General features: G+C 65.9%; 15 protein-coding genes and 1 pseudogene. 8 read left to right on the top strand and 8 right to left on the bottom strand.

The window, feature by feature from the left end; all coding sequences use genetic code 11:
• Both BST12_RS21160 and BST12_RS21165 read left to right on the top strand, forming a co-directional pair.
• Positions 1 to 655 (top strand): annotated as a pseudogene (locus BST12_RS21160) (hypothetical protein); the annotation flags it as partial.
• A gap of 119 nt (positions 656 to 774) precedes the next feature.
• The gene (locus BST12_RS21165) at positions 775 to 2,397 is read left to right on the top strand and encodes a PPE family protein (RefSeq protein ID WP_083115115.1); all 1,623 of its coding nucleotides are present in this window, start codon (positions 775 to 777) and stop codon (positions 2,395 to 2,397) included.
• 9 nt (positions 2,398 to 2,406) lie between these two features.
• Here the strand turns inward: BST12_RS21165 and ipdF are convergent, their stop codons facing one another.
• Both ipdF and ipdE1 read right to left on the bottom strand, forming a co-directional pair.
• Positions 2,407 to 3,195 (bottom strand): (5R,7aS)-5-hydroxy-7a-methyl-1-oxo-2,3,5,6,7,7a-hexahydro-1H-indene-carboxyl-CoA reductase, encoded by a 789-nt coding sequence (ipdF, locus tag BST12_RS21170; RefSeq protein ID WP_083115117.1) that lies wholly within the window; start codon positions 3,193 to 3,195, stop codon positions 2,407 to 2,409.
• The gene (gene ipdE1, locus BST12_RS21175) at positions 3,192 to 4,340 is read right to left on the bottom strand and encodes an acyl-CoA dehydrogenase IpdE1 (RefSeq protein ID WP_083115119.1); all 1,149 of its coding nucleotides are present in this window, start codon (positions 4,338 to 4,340) and stop codon (positions 3,192 to 3,194) included. The genes ipdF and ipdE1 overlap by 4 nt, the downstream gene beginning before the upstream one ends.
• Before the next feature lie 47 nt (positions 4,341 to 4,387).
• Between ipdE1 and fadD3 the strand changes: the two genes are divergently transcribed.
• Genes fadD3 through BST12_RS21200 form a run of 5 tightly spaced genes read left to right on the top strand, consistent with a single transcriptional unit; the run spans position 4,388 to position 10,163 of the window.
• Entirely contained in the window at positions 4,388 to 5,920 is a 1,533-nt protein-coding gene (gene fadD3 / locus BST12_RS21180; RefSeq protein WP_083115121.1) for a 3-((3aS,4S,7aS)-7a-methyl-1,5-dioxo-octahydro-1H-inden-4-yl)propanoate--CoA ligase FadD3, read from the top strand.
• Position 5,921: 1 nt separating this feature from the next.
• Entirely contained in the window at positions 5,922 to 7,061 is a 1,140-nt protein-coding gene (locus BST12_RS21185; RefSeq protein ID WP_083115122.1) for an acyl-CoA dehydrogenase family protein, read from the top strand.
• Between the two features lie 2 nt (positions 7,062 to 7,063).
• On the top strand, positions 7,064 to 8,002 hold the full coding sequence (locus BST12_RS21190; RefSeq protein WP_083115124.1) for an acyl-CoA dehydrogenase family protein: 939 nt from the start codon (positions 7,064 to 7,066) through the stop codon (positions 8,000 to 8,002).
• A gap of 48 nt (positions 8,003 to 8,050) precedes the next feature.
• Complete coding sequence (ipdE2, locus tag BST12_RS21195) at positions 8,051 to 9,004, top strand: acyl-CoA dehydrogenase IpdE2 (protein WP_083115125.1); 954 nt, start codon at positions 8,051 to 8,053, stop codon at positions 9,002 to 9,004.
• The gene (locus tag BST12_RS21200) at positions 8,997 to 10,163 is read left to right on the top strand and encodes a pyridoxal phosphate-dependent aminotransferase (RefSeq protein ID WP_083115127.1); all 1,167 of its coding nucleotides are present in this window, start codon (positions 8,997 to 8,999) and stop codon (positions 10,161 to 10,163) included. The genes ipdE2 and BST12_RS21200 overlap by 8 nt, the downstream gene beginning before the upstream one ends.
• Here BST12_RS21200 and BST12_RS21205 read toward each other — a convergent pair.
• On the bottom strand, positions 10,128 to 10,979 hold the full coding sequence (locus tag BST12_RS21205; RefSeq protein WP_083115176.1) for an arylamine N-acetyltransferase family protein: 852 nt from the start codon (positions 10,977 to 10,979) through the stop codon (positions 10,128 to 10,130). The two genes, BST12_RS21200 and BST12_RS21205, sit on opposite strands and share 36 nt — an antisense overlap.
• 203 nt (positions 10,980 to 11,182) lie before the next feature.
• On the opposite strand from BST12_RS21205, the gene BST12_RS21210 reads away from it, so the two are divergent.
• Positions 11,183 to 11,590 (top strand): hypothetical protein, encoded by a 408-nt coding sequence (locus BST12_RS21210; RefSeq protein WP_083115128.1) that lies wholly within the window; start codon positions 11,183 to 11,185, stop codon positions 11,588 to 11,590.
• Between the two features lie 64 nt (positions 11,591 to 11,654).
• Here the strand turns inward: BST12_RS21210 and BST12_RS21215 are convergent, their stop codons facing one another.
• The 5 genes from BST12_RS21215 to BST12_RS21235 all read right to left on the bottom strand — a co-directional run bounded on the left by BST12_RS21215 (position 11,655) and on the right by BST12_RS21235 (position 16,887).
• Positions 11,655 to 13,052: a CYTH and CHAD domain-containing protein gene (locus BST12_RS21215; protein ID WP_083115130.1), complete on the bottom strand. Its 1,398-nt coding sequence runs from the start codon at positions 13,050 to 13,052 to the stop codon at positions 11,655 to 11,657.
• A gap of 122 nt (positions 13,053 to 13,174) precedes the next feature.
• Complete coding sequence (locus tag BST12_RS21220; RefSeq protein ID WP_083115132.1) at positions 13,175 to 13,771, bottom strand: hypothetical protein; 597 nt, start codon at positions 13,769 to 13,771, stop codon at positions 13,175 to 13,177.
• A gap of 16 nt (positions 13,772 to 13,787) precedes the next feature.
• The gene (locus BST12_RS21225; RefSeq protein WP_083115133.1) at positions 13,788 to 14,750 is read right to left on the bottom strand and encodes an MlaD family protein; all 963 of its coding nucleotides are present in this window, start codon (positions 14,748 to 14,750) and stop codon (positions 13,788 to 13,790) included.
• Positions 14,747 to 15,757, bottom strand: coding sequence for an MlaD family protein (locus tag BST12_RS21230; protein ID WP_083115135.1), 1,011 nt, complete (start codon positions 15,755 to 15,757; stop codon positions 14,747 to 14,749). Before BST12_RS21230 ends, BST12_RS21225 begins: the two co-directional genes overlap by 4 nt.
• Positions 15,754 to 16,887: an MlaD family protein gene (locus tag BST12_RS21235; RefSeq protein ID WP_083115137.1), complete on the bottom strand. Its 1,134-nt coding sequence runs from the start codon at positions 16,885 to 16,887 to the stop codon at positions 15,754 to 15,756. Before BST12_RS21235 ends, BST12_RS21230 begins: the two co-directional genes overlap by 4 nt.
• Position 16,888 lies beyond the last annotated feature (1 nt).

Raw genomic sequence — 16,888 nt, forward strand, 5'->3', positions numbered from 1 at the left:
CAACATCGGCATCGGAAACTCCGGGGCCGGCAACATCGGCTTCTTCAACTCCGGCGAGGGCAATATCGGCTTCTTCAGCTCGGGCACCAATGCCCTGCAGCCCGGCCACTTCAACAGCCTCGGCTTTGGCAACGCTGGCTCCGGCAACGTGGGCTTCGGCAACTCTGGTATCGGAAACACCGGCTTCGGCAACGTGGGCAACTTCAACACCGGGTTCGGTAACTCCGGCGCCGAGAACACCGGCTTCGGGAACTCGGGCAACGTCAACACCGGCTTCGACAATGCGGGCGCCGATAACACCGGTGCGGGGAACTCGGGCAGCGTAAACACCGGCTTCTTCAACTCGGGCAATACGAACACGTCCGTCGGGGCAACGACGAACTCCGCCTCGGTTAACTCAGGCTTCGGTAACACCGGTAACAAGGTCTCGGGCTTCTTCAACTCCGCCACCGGTGGCACTATCCACGGCGATATGTCGGGATTCTTCAACTCGGTTAGCGGCGCCCCCGGTGCTAACGCCCGAATTTCCGGCATTGGCAATATCGGGGTTCTGAACACCGCGCTGAGCACCACCACTGCCGGCGTCAACTCAGGCTTTTTCAATATGGGCACCGGCGTTTCGGGCTTGTTCAACCTGAGCCGGTTATTGCCCTAGGCACGCGATATAGGTGTCGGCACGGTGCCGCCACCCACTGCGCGAAAACCCCATATCGGTTCTGCCGGCGTCGTAGCATCTGGGGTTAATTGCCCGATTCATCGGGGCAGGAGGTCGTCATGGTCAATTTTCCGATGCTGCCGCCGGAAATCAATTCATTGCTGATGTGCGGCGGAGCGGGCTCCGCACCGATGCTCGGGGCGGCCACGGCGTGGCGGGGATTATCCAATGAGCTTGCGGCCGCGGCGGATTCGTTCGTCTTGGTGACGTCAGGCCTGGCCGGTCAGGCGTGGCAGGGCCCGGCTTCGGCGGCCATGGCCGCCGCGGCGGCTCCGTATGCGAGTTGGCTGAGCGCTGCCTCGGCGACGGCCGCCGGAGCGGCCGGGCAGGCGCAGGCGGTGGTTAGTGCGTTCGAAGCGGCGCGGGCGGCGACGATCGACCCGCTGGCCGTGTCGGCCAACCGGGACATATTTTTGCAGTTGGTTCGCTCAAACTGGCTGGGGCTCAACGTGCAGGCCATCATGGCCGCCGAATGCCAGTACGAGCAGATGTGGGCCACAGACGTCGCAGCAATGTTCGGCTACCACTCCGGGGCGTCGGCCGCGGCAGCTGCATTGAACCCGTTCGAGCAGCTGTTGGAAAGTCTGCCCAGCCTGGGCATCGGTAACACCGGCAACAGTGTGGGCGACACCAACCTCGGCAGCGGAAACACCGGCAGCTTGAACGTGGGCAACGGCAACATCGGTAACCGGAACATCGGCGGGGGGAACTTCGGCGACGCCAACGCCGGCAGCGGCAACCTCGGTAGCGGTAACTTCGGCGCCGGAAACAGCGGCAATGGAAACATCGGATTCGGCAACGCAGGCGGGCCTGGCACCAACCCCGGTCACAACGTGGGGATGGGTAACCTCGGCGACTCCAATGTGGGCTTCGGCAACAGGGGCGTCGGAAACATCGGGGGCGGAAACTCCGGCAACGGAAACGTCGGTGGCGGAAACGCGGGTAGCGGCAACTGGGGCTTCGGCAACGCCGGCAACGGCAACATCGGAATCGGTCTCACCGGCAACAATCAGGTGGGCATCAACTTCGCCGGACTGCTGAACTCGGGCACGGGCAACATCGGCATCGGCAACTCGGGCACGGGCAACATCGGCTTCTTCAACTCGGGAAGCGACAACGTTGGCATCTTCAACACGGGCGTCAATGCCCCGATGCCGGGGCATCTCAACAACATTGGCATCGGAAACTCGAGTATCGGGAATGTCGGACTGGGGAATTCGGGCCTGGGCAACACCGGGATCGGGAACATTGGCCAGGTAAACACGGGCATCGGGAACTCGGGCACCTTTAACACCGGCTTCGGGAACTCGGGCAGCGTCAACACGGGTTTCTGGAATGCGGGCGATTTCAACACCGGCAACGGGAACTCGGGCACCAGCAACACGGGCTTTTGGAATTCGGGCAACGTGAACACCGGCTTCGGCATCATCACCGATACCGGTCTCGTCAATTCGGGCTTCAACACTACGGGTAGCGCAAGCTCTGGCTTCGGCAACAGTGGTGACGCCACGTCGGGCTTTGGCAACACCGCTAGCGGCGGCACCGTGTTTAACGGCTTTAGCTCCGGCTTTGGAAATAAGGGCGTCCCCGGCACGGCAGTCTCGTCAAGCGGCTTCAACTCCGGCTTGCTCAACGTCGGTTCGTTCGTATCCGGCTTGTTCAACCTCAGTCGGCTGTCGTAAGCCACCGGCTCACGGATGCTGATTCGATACCGAAATCACTTCTCCGGTAAGGTAACTCGAGTAGTCGCTGGCCAGGAACGCGATGGTGGCCGCCACCTCCCAGGGCTCGGCGGCGCGCCCGAAAGCCTCGCCCGCCGACAGCCGATCGAGCAGCTCGGCAGACGTCGTCTTGTCCAGGAACTTGTGCCGCGCGATACTGGGCGACACCGCGTTGATCCGGACCCCATATTCGGCGGCTTCTATTGCGCTACAACGCGTTAAGGCCATCACCCCGGCCTTGGCCGCGGCGTAGTGCGATTGCGAATGCTGGGCCCGCCAGCCCAACACGCTGGCGTTGTTGACGATCACCCCGCCGTGCGGTGCGTCGCGAAAGTAGCGCAGCGCCGCCCGGGTGGCCCGGAATACCGACGTCAGCGACACATCCAGAACCCGGTCCCACTGCTCGTCGGTCATGTCGGCTACGGGGGTTTGACCACCCAGGCCCGCGTTGTTGACCAATACGTCGAGTCGACCCATCCGCGCCGTGGTCGATGCGATCAGCGCGTCGACCTGGGCGGTAGACGTTACGTCGCACACCACGCTTTCGACACGACCCAGGCCCAGCGCAGACAGTTCGTCGGCGGTCTCCCCCAGGCGCCGTTCGTGATGGTCGGAGATGACGACATCAGCACCTTCGAGTAGCGCCCGCCGCGCGGTGGCCGAGCCGATGCCGGTGCCCGCCGCCGCGGTCACCACGACCACCTTGCCGTCCAGAAGTCCGTGTCCGGCAACCTCTTCGGGCGCTTCAGACAAGCTCACCCCTTCACCTCCCTGGGCAGGCCGAGCACCCGCTCGGCAATGATGTTGCGCTGGATTTCGTTGGATCCGCCGTAGATGGTGTCGGCGCGGGTAAATAGGTAGAGCCGCTGCCATTCGTCGAACTCACCCGCGGTCAGCACCAGCCCGGGCTTGCCGATCACATCCATGGCCAGCTCGCCCAGATCGCGATGCCAGTTGGCCCACAACAACTTTGATACGTTGTCCTGACCGGGCTGCTCAACATCCATGGTGGCCAGCGCGTAGGAACGCATCGCGCGCAACCCGGTCCACGCCCGGGTCAGCCGCTCCCGAATGAACGGGTCGTCGGCGGCGCCGGTACGTTGCGCCAGCCCGGCCAAGTTGGAAAGCTCACGGGCATAGACGATCTGCTGGCCCAGGGTGGAGACGCCGCGTTCGAAGGTAAGCGTTCCCATCGCGACCCGCCAGCCGTCGCCGGGCTGGCCGACCACCAACGATGCGTCGGTGCGGGCATCGTCGAAGAACACTTCGTTGAATTCGGCCGTGCCGGTGATCTGGACGATCGGCCGGATCTTCACCCCCGGTTGGTCAAGGGGCACAAGCAGATACGAGAGACCCGCGTGCCGCTTGGAACCCTTCTCGCTGCGCGCTACCACAAAGCACCACTGCGACAAGTGCGCCAGCGACGTCCACACCTTCTGGCCGTTGATCACCCACTGGTCGCCGTCGAGTTCGGCAGTGGTCGACACGTTGGCCAGGTCGCTGCCGGCGCCGGGTTCCGAATATCCCTGGCACCACAATTCGGTGACGTCGAGAATGCGCGGCAGGAAGCGCTGTTGCTGCTCGGGAGTGCCGAACGCGATCAGTGTCGGGCCCAGCAACTCTTCACCGAAGTGGTTGACCTTGTCCGGAGCGTCCGCCCGGGCGTACTCCTCGTAGAACGCCACCCGGTGCGCCGTCGACAGCCCGCGCCCGCCGTGCTCGACCGGCCATCCCAGACAGGTCAGTCCCGCGGCGGCCAGATGCTGGTTCCATGCGCGGCGTTCCTCGAACGCCTCATGCTCGCGCCCCGGCCCGCCGAGACCCTTGAGTGCTGCGAACTCGCCGACCAGATTGTCGCCGAGCCATTGGCGGACCTCCGCCCGGAACTCCTCGACCTCCTGCATGACCTGTAGGCTAACCTACCAAGCACTTGCTTTGTTAGCCTAGTGCCATGTCCGCCGATCCCCGCACCGTGCCCGCGGCGCTGGATCGTCTCGTGGCCCAGCTCCCCGATCACCAGGTTCTGATCACCGAGGACCGGACGTTCACCGCGACTGAGCTGCGCGACGAGATCTACCGCGCCGCTGCCGCGCTCATCAGCCTCGGCGTGCAGGCCGGAGACCGGGTGGCCATTTGGTCCCCGAACACCTGGCATTGGGTGGTGGCGTGTCTGGCTATCCACCACGCCGGCGCCGCGATGGTGCCGCTGAACACCCGCTATACCGCAGCCGAGGCCGCCGACATCCTGGCTCGAACCGAAGCTCCGGTGCTGTTCGCGCCGGGCCGGTTCCTCGGCAAGGATCGTGCAGCCGACCTCGACCGCGCCGCTTTGCCCGCGTTGCGGCAGATCGTGCGAATTCCGATCGAGGAATCCGACGGCACCTGGGACGAGTTCGTCGCCCTCGGTGCCGACGTCACGGCCGTACCCACCCGCGCCGCCGCCGTCACGCCCGACGATGTCAGCGACATCCTGTTCACCTCCGGCACCACCGGCCGCAGCAAAGGCGTGCTGTGCGCGCACCGGCAGTCGCTGGGAGCGTCGGCGTCGTGGGCGGCCAACGGCAAGATCACCAGCGACGATCGCTACCTCTGCATCAATCCGTTCTTCCACAACTTCGGCTACAAGGCCGGCATCCTGGCTTGCCTGCAGACCGGCGCGACGCTGATCCCCCATCTGACGTTCGACCCGTTGCGCACCCTGCAGGCCATCGAGCAACATCGCATCACCGTGCTGCCCGGGCCACCGACCATCTATCAGACGCTGCTCGATCACCCGGCTCGCGCCGACTACGACCTCAGCTCACTGCGGTTCGCGGTGACGGGCGCAGCGACCGTACCGGTGGTCCTGGTGGAACGCATGCAGTCCGAGCTCGACATCGACATCGTGCTCACGGCTTACGGCCTGACCGAGGCCAACGGCATGGGCACGATGTGCCGCGCCGACGACGACGCGGTGACGGTGGCGACCACCTGCGGGCGCCCGTTCGCCGACTTCGAACTGCGCATCGGTGACGACGGTTCGGACACCGGAGAGGTACTGTTGCGCGGGCCCAATGTCATGCTGGGCTACCTCGACGACCCCGAAGCCACCTCCGCCGCAATCGATTCCGATGGCTGGCTGCACACCGGCGACATCGGCGCGCTGGACCAAGCCGGCAATCTGCGCATCACCGACCGGCTCAAGGACATGTATATCTGCGGCGGCTTCAACGTCTACCCCGCCGAGATCGAGCAGGTGCTGGCCCGGCTGGAGGGCGTGGCCGACGCAGCGGTGATCGGCGTTGCCGACGAGCGGCTGGGCGAAGTGGGCCGGGCCTTCATCGTCACCCGGCCCGGAGCCGACCTTGACGAGGCATCGGTGATCGCCTACACCCGTGAGCATTTGGCGAACTTCAAGGCGCCGCGATCGGTGCGATTCGTCGACACGTTGCCGCGCAATGCCGGCGGCAAGGTGGTCAAACCACAACTGCGAGAGTTGGCCTGAATTGGATCTGAACTTCGACGAAGAGACGCTGGCCTTCCAGGCCGAGGTGCGCGATTTCCTCGCCGCCCACAAGGAGTCAATTCCCACCAAGTCGTATGACAACGCCGAAGGCTTTGCCCAGCACCGGGTTTGGGATCGGGTGCTGTTCGATGCCGGCCTGTCGGTGATCAACTGGCCGAAGAAGTACGGCGGCCGCGATGCTCCGCTGCTGCACTGGGTGGTTTACGAGGAGGAGTACTTTCGCGCCGGGGCACCGGGCCGCGCCAGCGCCAACGGGACCTCGATGCTGGCGCCGACGCTGTTCGCGCACGGCACCGAAGAACAACTGGAGCGGATCCTGCTGAAGATGGCCAGCGGCGAACAGATCTGGGCGCAGGCCTGGTCCGAACCCGAGTCGGGCAGCGACCTGGCGTCGCTGCGCTCGACCGCCAGCAAGACCGACGGCGGCTGGCTGCTCAACGGACAGAAGATCTGGAGCTCGCGAGCGCCGTTCGCCGACATGGGATTTGGGCTTTTCCGGTCCGATCCCACCGCCGAGCGGCACCACGGCCTCACCTACTTCATGTTCGACCTCAAGGCCGACGGCATAACGGTACGGCCGATCGTCCAGCTCGGCGGCGACACCGGCTTCGGCGAGATCTTTCTCGACGACGTCTTCGTGCCCGACCGCGACGTGATCGGCACCCCCAACGACGGCTGGCGCGCGGCCATGAGCACGTCGAGCAATGAGCGCGGCATGTCGCTGCGCAGCCCGGCCCGCTTCCTGGCGGCCGCGGAACGACTGGTGCGGCTGTGGCGGGAAAACGGCTCGCCACCGGAATTCGCCGATCGGGTTGCCGACGGCTGGATCAAGGCACAGGCCTACCGGCTGCAGACATTCGCCACCGTGACCAGACTGGCCTCCGGCGGTGAGCTGGGCGCGGAGTCGTCGGTGACCAAGGTGTTCTGGTCCGACCTCGATGTGGAGTTGCACCAGACCGCACTCGACATCCGGGGCGCCGACGGCGAGCTGGCGGGGCCGTGGACCGAGGGCCTGCTGTTCGCCCTGGGCGGCCCGATCTACGCCGGTACCAACGAGATCCAGCGAAATATAATCTCCGAGCGTCTGCTGGGCCTGCCGCGAGAGAAGAAGGGGGCCTAGGAATGCGATTCGTACTCGACGAACAGCAACGCGACTTCGCGGCCAGTATCGACGCGGCCCTGGGCGCCGCGGACCTTCCCGGCGCGGTCCGGGCCTGGGGGGCCGGCGACGCCGTACCCGGCCGCAAGGTGTGGGAGCAATTGGCCAACCTCGGCGTCACCGCACTGGCGGTACCGGAGAAGTACGACGGGATCGACGCTCACCCGGTCGACCTGGTGGTCGCTCTGGAACGGCTCGGGCACTGGTGCGTGCCCGGCCCGGTCACCGAATCCATTGCCGTCGCACCGGTTTTACTGGCCGCAGACGAGCGCAGTACCGGGCTGGCTTCCGGTGAGCTGATCGCCACCGTCGCACTGCCACCGCAGGTACCGTATGCGGTCGATGCCGATACCGCCGGGGTAGTGCTGCTGGCTGACGAAAGCGGCGTCAGGGAAGCCAAGCCCGGTGACGAGCATGAGTCCGTCGACCCGAGCCGTCGCCTCTACGAGGTGACCGCGACCGGTGAGCCGTGGCAGGCAAACACCAAGCGCGCCTACGAATTCGGCGCCCTGGCCACCGCGGCTCAACTGGTCGGGGCAGCCGGGGCACTGCTAGGCGCAACCGTGGACTACGCCAGGCAACGGACTCAATTCGGCCGGGCGATCGGCTCATACCAGGCGATCAAGCACAAGCTCGCCGACGTCCACATCGCGATCGAATTAGCCCGCCCCCTGGTCTACGGCGCCGCATTGTCGATGGAGCCCCGCGACGTCAGTGCCGCCAAGGTCGCTGCGGGCGAGGCCGCGCTGCTGGCGGCGCGGTCGTCGTTGCAGACCCACGGCGCGATCGGGTTCACCCAGGAACACGACCTGTCGCTGTTGCTGTTGCGGGTGCAGGCATTGCGCTCGGCATGGGGTACGCCCGAGCAGCATCGGCGGCGGGTGTTGGAGGCACTGCCATGAATAGCGCCGGCGACGATGCAGAGCGGAGCGATGAAGAGGAGCGGCGCCATGAATGAAGAACGTCAACTGCTGGCCGAGACCGTCGCCGCCCTGGTAACCAAGCACGCCAGCCCGGCGGCGGTGCGCGCGGCGATGGAATCCGACCGCGGCTATGACGAGTCGCTGTGGCAGCTGCTGTGCGAACAGGTCGGTGCCGCCGCACTGGTGATCCCCGAGGAACTGGGCGGAGCCGGTGGTGAATTAGCCGATGCCGCAACGGTTTTACAAGAGCTGGGTCGCGCGCTGGTCCCTTCTCCCCTGTTGTGCACCACCCTGACGGAACTGGCATTGCTCACCGCCGCTGAGCCCGACGCCGATACACTGGCGGCCCTCGCGGAGGGAACCTCGATCGGCGCGCTGGTCTTCGACCCCGAGTACGTGGTCAACGGCGACATCGCCGACGTCGTCGTCGCCGCCGCCGACGGCCGGCTGAGCCGCTGGACTCGGTTCAGCGCGCAGCCCGTGACCACCATGGATCCCACCCGCCGGCTGGCTCGCGTCGAGCCGGAAGAAGCCGAATCCGTCGGCGCAGACCCCGGCCTGGCCGACGCCGCGGCGATCCTGCTGGCGGCCGAGCAGGTCGGAGCCGCCGAACGCTGCCTGGAATTGACCGTCGAATATGCCAAGAGCCGAGTGCAATTCGGCCGCCCGATCGGCAGCTTTCAGGCGCTCAAGCACCGGATGGCCGACCTGTACGTGATGGTCGCCGCGGCCAAGGCCGTCGTCGACGATGCCTGCATCGAACCCAGCGGAACCAATGCCGCCACCGCGCGGCTGGCCGCCAGCGAGGCGCTGAGTAGGGTTGCGGCCGAAGGTATTCAGCTACACGGCGGCATCGCGATCACCTGGGAACACGACATGCACTTGTATTTCAAGCGCGCGCACGGCAGCGCGCGGCTGCTCGCGTCGCCACGGGAACTGCTGCGCCGACTGGAAGCAGAGGTGCTTGCCCCCAGTGAATGAGCGTGTCGCACAGCGCGCCGGCATCCCACCGTTTTACGTGATGGATGTCTGGCTGGCGGCCGCCGAGCGCCAGCGCACCCATGGTGATCTGGTGAACCTCTCGGCGGGTCAGCCCAGCGTGGGCGCCCCCGAGCCGGTACGGGCGGCCGCTGCCGCCGCGCTACATCTCAACCAGTTGGGTTACACGGTGGCACTGGGTATTCCGGAGCTGCGCACCGCGATCGCGGCGGATTACCAACGCCAGCACGGCATCTCCGTCGACATGGATGCGGTGGTGGTCACGACGGGTTCTTCGGGCGGCTTTCTGCTGGCCTTCCTGGCGTGCTTCGACGTGGGCGACAGGGTGGCGATGGCCAGCCCCGGCTACCCCTGCTACCGGAACATCCTGTCCGCGTTGGGATGTGAGGTCGTGGAGATCCCGTGCGGTCCGGACACCCGGTTTCAGCCCACCGCGCAGATGCTCGCCGAACTCGATCCGCCGGTGCAGGGGGTGATCGTCGCCAGCCCGGCCAACCCCACCGGCACGGTGATACCGCCCGAAGAACTGGCCGCGATAGCGTCTTGGTGCGACGCCTCCGGTGTTCGGCTGATCAGCGATGAGGTCTACCACGGCCTGGTCTACGACGGAGCGCCACAAACCAGCTGCGCGTGGCAGACATCACGAAACGCGGTGGTGGTAAACAGCTTTTCCAAGTACTACGCGATGACCGGCTGGCGGTTGGGCTGGCTGCTGGTGCCGGCCGAACTGCGCCGCGCGGTAGATTGCCTCACCGGCAATTTCACCATCTGCCCGCCGGTGCTATCCCAGATCGCGGCGGTTTCGGCTTTCACGCCGGACGCAACCGCAGAAGCCGACGGCAACCTGGCGCACTACGCGATCAACCGGTCGCTGTTGCTCGGCGGCCTGCGCGAGATCGGCATCGAACGACTGGCGCCCACCGACGGTGCGTTCTACGTCTACGCCGACGTCTCCGACTTCACCACCGATTCCCTGGTGTTCTGCTCAAAGTTGTTGGCGGACACCGGCGTTGCCATTGCGCCGGGCATCGACTTCGACACCACGCGTGGAAATTCGTTTGTCCGCCTGTCGTTCGCCGGGCCGACCAGCGACGTCGAGGAAGCCCTACGCCGGATTGGCGATTGGTTGCCCGGTCAGTAGCCGGTCGATCCGCGCTTCGAGCGCACCGCGCTCGCCGACATCGGCGACGTTGATGCCGAACCGGTCGGCCAGGGTATCGACTACCGCGGCGGCGTCCTCGAGCAGAACCTTCTCGGTCCCATCGGGGCGGTGCACGGCCAGTGTGCGGCCGGACAGATTGCAGCGTCCGTCCTCGGTCACCGCCGCCGCCATGAGGCCGGTCACGAAGTGCGACGCCGGGTGGGTCGAGGTGTACCAGCTGCCGACCGTGAGGTCGATCTGCGGGCGGACCGCAGTGGTGAACTCGTACAGGGTCTGCCACTCGCCGCGCACCTGCGCCTGCAGGATCAGCCCGTCGCCGCGCTCCTCGAGCCGGTACGGTTCGTGCGTCGTCTGCTGCGCGCCGCCGGTCTCGAAGCGCAGCGGCGACGGCGGCGTCTGGCCGCCGAAGCCGACGTCGACCAGATAGGACCCTTGAGAGCCGGGAAACGTGACCGCCAGCATGGTGTGCGTCTGCGCCGAGCGCGGCGCGTCCGGCGGGCGCATCCACACCACCCGGCCGGCGAAACGGCGCACTCGATACCCGAGTTCGGCCAGCACGTAACCCATCAGACCGTTGTGTTCGAAGCAGTAGCCGCCCCGGCGGCGGCGCACCAGTTTGTCGGTGAGCGCATCGGGCCCCAGGTCGTCGACCGGAACTCCCATCAACGGATCGAGATTCTCGAAAGGAATCGTTCGGGTATGTGCTGTCACCAGATTCTGCAACACATCAAGGGTCGGTTCGGTGGGGCCGCCGTAGTTGATGCGGTTGAAGTATCCGGTCAGATCCAGGGTCATGTAGGCCATTCTGGCAAGCGCGGCCCGGACCCCGCACGGTTAGCTGATGCTCCCGGGCACACTTGCCGATTGGCGCCATCGGCCGACATACCGATCCCAACAATGCGTGTCCGGGCGGCGGGCTTGTTTTATATCTGTTGAATATGGGGACTCGGTAGGGACGGCTGCAGCACAACCAGACCGATCTATCGACGGAGCTCATCATGAGTACCAGCGCCATATGGATTGTGATCGTCGCGGTAGTGGCGATCCTGCTAGTCATCGCCCTGGCCGTGGCCCTCACCAGAGGCCAGCGGCGCCGCCGCCAACGCCATGCCGAGGAGATTCGCGAGCAGGCCCGGTTGCAAACCGCCAAAGTCGAACGCCGTCAGGCACTGGCCGACGAAACGGCCGCCAAGGCGCGGGCCGCCCAGGCCGAGGCCGAGGTGAAGGCCGCCGAAGCCGCCCGGCTGCAGGAGCGAGCGGCCGCACACGAGAACCAATTGTCGGCATCGCGCGAACAACTGAAGCAACAGTGGGACCGCGCCGACGGCATCGACCCCACCGTCAGCAAGGACCGGCGCGAAACCGAGGACCAGCCGACTACCGGGCGCCACGCGCCCAACGGCTGACACCGCTACGTACACCCGCGTAGGCCGGGATGGCCCGCCCCCTCAACGGGCCATCCCGGCGGGCCTATCCGAGTTGCCGGGCTTCTTGACGGCATTGGTCGGCTATGTGCCGCTCGCGCGCGTAGAGCATGCCGTAGGTGAAGCCGTTCTCCCCGGGAGTCGTTCCCGCCGCTATCGCCATCTTGCGCAGCGCTTCGGTGGCGACCACGGTGTCCTGATGATTGCCGAGCACGCGCTGAATTTGCTTGTACCGCTTGGTTTTCCGCTTCGCGCCCTGGTGCAGCGGCCGACACAGTTCGGCGGCGTAACGTGCTCGCTTGGCGGCTTTGCGCGCCCGGTGCAGTAGGTGGTCCTGTCCGGATTGTGGTTGGGATCCAAGAGCGGTCACCAGCCGCCGATCCGCCTTGCGCCGGGCGCCGCGCACCCGCTTTCGCAGCTTGGCGGTGGTGACGTCGGCGGCGACGGGCGGTTGGGTGCGCCAGCGCCGCAGCACCGCCACGATGGCCAGGTAGCGCTCGGAGTCCATCGCCTCGCGTACGGCAGCGCGCGCCGGAAGTTCGACGGCCTGCAGATCGTTGCCGATGCGCGCCTTGACCGGTCCCAGCACCAGTTCGTCGGGAAGGCCATCGATCGCGTCGCCGAAGCGGTGCTGCTGGACCCGGCAATCGCGGACGTCGCCGAGTAGTCCGGCGAACCACCTGAGTTCACCGTCCATGTCGCCGATCGCCTCGTCGAGTACCGGTGCGAATACCCGCAGCGTGCTGCGTACCCGGCGGATCGCCACCCGGGTGTCGTGGATCGGGTCTCGGCCGCGCCGCAATCCGATGTCACCGGCGGCTATCTGATCGATCTGCGCGTTCAGATAGTCGACGAACGCTGCTGCCGCCCGGCCCGCCGGTACCGGTTCGGCCGGTGCGACGTGTGCGAGCTTCGACGAATACCGCGACGGCCGGGCGCCTGCGGCGCGTAGCCGCTTACCGATTCGCTTGGCCGCCGAGCGGTCCCGGCCGTCGGCGTCCACATCGATCTCACGCCACGCCAGCAGGCGCGCTCCGACTGAGGCGCGAACCCGATCGTCGTCGACTTCGAGGCGTGGCTTGGTTCGGCGATAGCGTTCGCGCAGGGTGTGAATCTTGACGATATCGACCAGACCTTTGCCAGCAGTCAGGCCGGTGAGCAAGCCGATCGCCTCGGCGGGCGGGTGATCCGAAGGCGGCCAACGCAATTCGGTGTGCCCGCCACTGACCGGAATCTCGAGCCGCCAGCCCGCTGTGCCGTCGCCGTCGTGGCGGTGCAGCGAAACGCCGAAGGCGCGCAGGTCGTGGTCTGGGGTGTCGTAGTACACGACGGTCTCGTCGACGCTGTCATGGCGTACCCGCTTACCCAGCAGGCCATCCGGCGCCGGTAGCACGAATCGATCGTCGACGTCCCAGGTGGCGTGACGTTCGAGCGTGCCGTGCATTCAAAAGGCATTTCCGCTTACGGCAGCGGTCAAACGTCGAGCCTGGTTTGTCGCGACCGTAACGCCACTGCGAAAAATCCAGCCGGAAACCTAGGTGGCGTTACGCTCGCGCCCGCAAGCCGCTATGGAGCGTGGTTACCGGTCTTCGGTCCGATATCGGACACCTGCCAGCCGTCGCCGGCCTTGTTGATCGTCACCTGCAGCAGGATGAGCGATACCCGCGGCTTCGGGTTCTGCATGTTGCGTGTGGACTGTGCGGCCGATACCACCACCTGGTACACCTGGCCGGGTTGGGCGACGGCGTCGGTGGCCAGCACCTCACCGGTCGACGTGACCTGCGCCTGCAGCATGACGCCCTTGAGGACGTCGGTGGCGTTGACGTATTTGTCTTTGAGCGTTTGCGAGACGCCGCCCTCCACCGACCGGAAGAACGCGTCGGGGTCCTCGAAGCTGTAGGTCAGCGACTTCAGCGCGTACTCCCTGGCGAGCTTGGCGGCCGCGTCGCGATCGGAATTGCTCTGGCGCAGGGCCGCCAGCTCGTCGGCCGCGTTGCGGTATTTGTCGTACCCGAACATGCCGCCGGCGATCGCCGCCGCCAGGACAAGAAGCGCAACCCACCGCCGCGGCCGCCGGAACCTGCTAACCACCGGCTCGGCTTCGTCACATACATCGGCTTCGGCCATGTCGCTGTTGGTCTTCTCGATCGTGTCGACGGTCATGTTCGATCCTTCACTGTCAGTGCCCCTCCGGCACGCTCACCTGCACCCGCAGTCCACCGGCGTCATTGAAGGTCGACTCCCAGAAATCCAGCCAGTGCCCGGCGTCGACCTTGAAGCCGCGCAGCGGCGCCGTCGCCGGCTCCAGCACCGTCGCGAAGGTGCTCAGCGGCCCGGCCAATGTGTCAACGTAGTCACCGAGGTTGGCGACCAGCGTGGAAATCGGCGTGCCCGGCCCGAAGGTTCCGTCACCGGCGCGGGTGTATTCGTCGGTATCGCGCACCATCCCGGTCAACGCCGACAGCGCGCCCGGCAGCAGGTTGCCCGTCTCACTCAGCACCGCCCCGGCGTGCAGTTGATCCAGGTCGGCGGTCAGCGTCGAGACATTGCTGAACAGCGTGGCGAGCAGCTCCCGGTTCTCCCACTCCATCTTGGCGACCAAACCCGCCGAGGTGGCCAGCGCGTCGAGAGTGTCGTCATTGCCGGCGAACGCCTGCGAAACGTTGGTCACGATGGTGCGGACATAAGCCGGATTGAGCGCAGAGAGCAACGCGTTGGCCCGGGCCAGCAGGTCGCTGACAGTAACCGCCGCGGCGACGCGGTCGGCGGGAATCACCCAGTCGTCGGTAAAGTACGGCGGCGCGACGTGTTTGGGCTTGAAGTCGATGTACTGCTCACCGACCAGGGAGAGGTTCTGCACACTGATCAAGCTGTCGACGGGAACCGGATACGCTGCGTCGAGATCGATCGACACCTTCAAGCCGGTTGCGGTGGTACGGATTCCAGTCACCCGGCCGACCTGGATCCCCCGCATGGTCACCTGCGAGGTGGGCAACAGCCCACCCGAGTTGTCCAGCATCAGGGTGATCCGGGTGGGCTTGGCGGTCGGGTCCGTGCGGAGTACACCGAGCGACAGGTAGCCGGCGCCGAGCACGGTCATGACCGCCAGGATCACCAAGGTCGTTGCGGCGTTGAATTTCACGGCAACATTCCCATCGTGCGCATGGCCGAGACCGCCTGATCAGCCTTGTCCGCGGGATGCACCTCGGAGACGCTGAACTTGGGTCCGCCATTGCCGAAGAACGGAATGAGCTTGTCGCGGACCAATCCGACCAGCTTGTCGGCGATCACCGGCACCGTGGTATCGGCCGTCGCAACCGATCCGACCAACGGTGTTATGTAGGAAAGCATCTGGATGAAGTCGGGCGTATTGGGTACCAGCAACTGTGCGCCACTGCGGCCGAGGTCCTGGAGATCGACGAGCAGCTGGATTATGTCCGGCAATACGCCGGCCATCGCCTCGAGTTTGCCCGGGCCTTCGGTGAGCAACCGATCCACGACACCGGTGTTATCGAGCACGCCTCTGCTGAGAGTTTCGGTGTTGGATAGTATCTCGTCGATGCCGGCCTGGTTGGCCGCCAGGTCGCGCAGCACGCCGGCCAGTTTCGTCCGGATCCGGTCCTGCTCGACGGGGTCTTTCGGAAAGGCCTTGTTGAAGTTGATCACCGTTTCCTGCAAGGTGTTCAGCGCGCCGCCGGACACCAGGTTCGATACCCCGCGCAAGATGTCTTCGACGTTGTCGGCCGGGACGGTATTGCGCAATGGAATGGTGTCGCCGTCGCGCAGTGCGGCCGGCGCCGGGTTGTCCGGCGGCAGCAGCGCGATGTAGATGTCGCCGAGGACGGTGGCCTGCCGTAGCTCGGCACGGGTATTCTGGGGCAGCAGCACGCTTTTCGCGACATCCACGTAGGCGACGGCGGTACTGCCGACCAGCTGAACACGGTCCAGAACACCCACCCGCACTCCGCCGAAGTCCACCTTGGCTCTGGCCGGCAGGTTGAGCACGCTGGAGAACTCGACCTTGATGGTGTACTTGTCGCCCGGGACGTACGAGCCCGGCACCGGCAACCGCGTCGGATCAAGCGAACACCCGGCGGTGAGGCTGACCACGGCGGCGCCGAGCAATGCGGCGATCAATCGTCGGCTCATGGGACCGCGGCCCCCAGGATGAGATCGGTAAGACCCAGCGTCACCGGGTCCGACGAGGCACCGGCCGCGCATGCCGCCTGACCGCCGGGAGTGTTGCGCTGGCGCAACACATCACAGATCGCACCGGCCTGCGCGGGTGAAACGGCAACCTGGGGCGGCAGATACGTGACGTTGTGCGTCCCCCAGGCCGGCTCGTATTTCGATGCGAGCCAATCGGTAAGCGGAGGCAAGGCGTTGATCGCGCCGACGATCTGCGGCGTGAAGGCGTTGAGAACGTCACGGATCCAGGGGATCAGCTTGTCGGTGATGTTGTGATAAACCCTGGGCGCGAACCGATTCAGCGCCTCGACGAGGATCGGCAGCGCGTGCGCGAGCTGATGTAGCGAAGCCCCGAAGCCGTCGGCCAGCCCCTCGATCATGCGCAGGCTGTCGGGCAGGGTCGAGACCACGGAGGCCACGGTGTCCCAGTGCTGCAACACGGTCGAGGTGAGGATCTCGATGTTCTCGATCAACTGGCGGTAGTCGGCGTCGGCTTTATAGGGGTCGCCGACGACGGCGACGAGTTCACGCAGCGTCCGGTTGAGCTCTGGGCCGGTGCCGTCCAGCGATCGGCTGGCCGCGAGCAGGCTGTCGTTGATGGCCTGTGCACCCGGTGCCTGCGACGGGTCTTTGCCTGCTTCGGCTCCCAGTACCGTGCTGGCGAGTTTGTCCACTGCCGCGAACGTTTCGCTGACACCGATGGGAGTCTTGGTTGCCGCCAGCTTGATACAGCCAGAGCCGTTGAACTTGGGGCCGCCGGCATAGGGTCTGGTGAGTTCGACGTGCCGGTCGCTCACGATCGACTGCGAGTAGGTGACGGCCCCGACGTCGGCCGGCAGCTCGAGATCCTTGGACACGGTGAAGTCGACTTGCACGTGATCGGGCTTGTTCGACACCGCCGTCACCGCGCCCACCTCGATGCCCAGCAACTGCACCTTATTGCCCGGGTAAAGCCCTGCCGCATCGCTGAATTCGGCGCACATGGCCCGGGTGTCGTCGAATTCGGCCAGCAGCACCTTGGCGCTCGAGATGCCGCCGCCCCCGACGACCGCGACTGCTGCGAGGGCGATGATGGCGCGCTTCTTCGTCATG

The organism is Mycobacterium angelicum (genome assembly GCF_002086155.1).
In the GTDB taxonomy this organism is placed as follows: Bacteria; Actinomycetota; Actinomycetes; order Mycobacteriales; family Mycobacteriaceae; genus Mycobacterium; species Mycobacterium angelicum.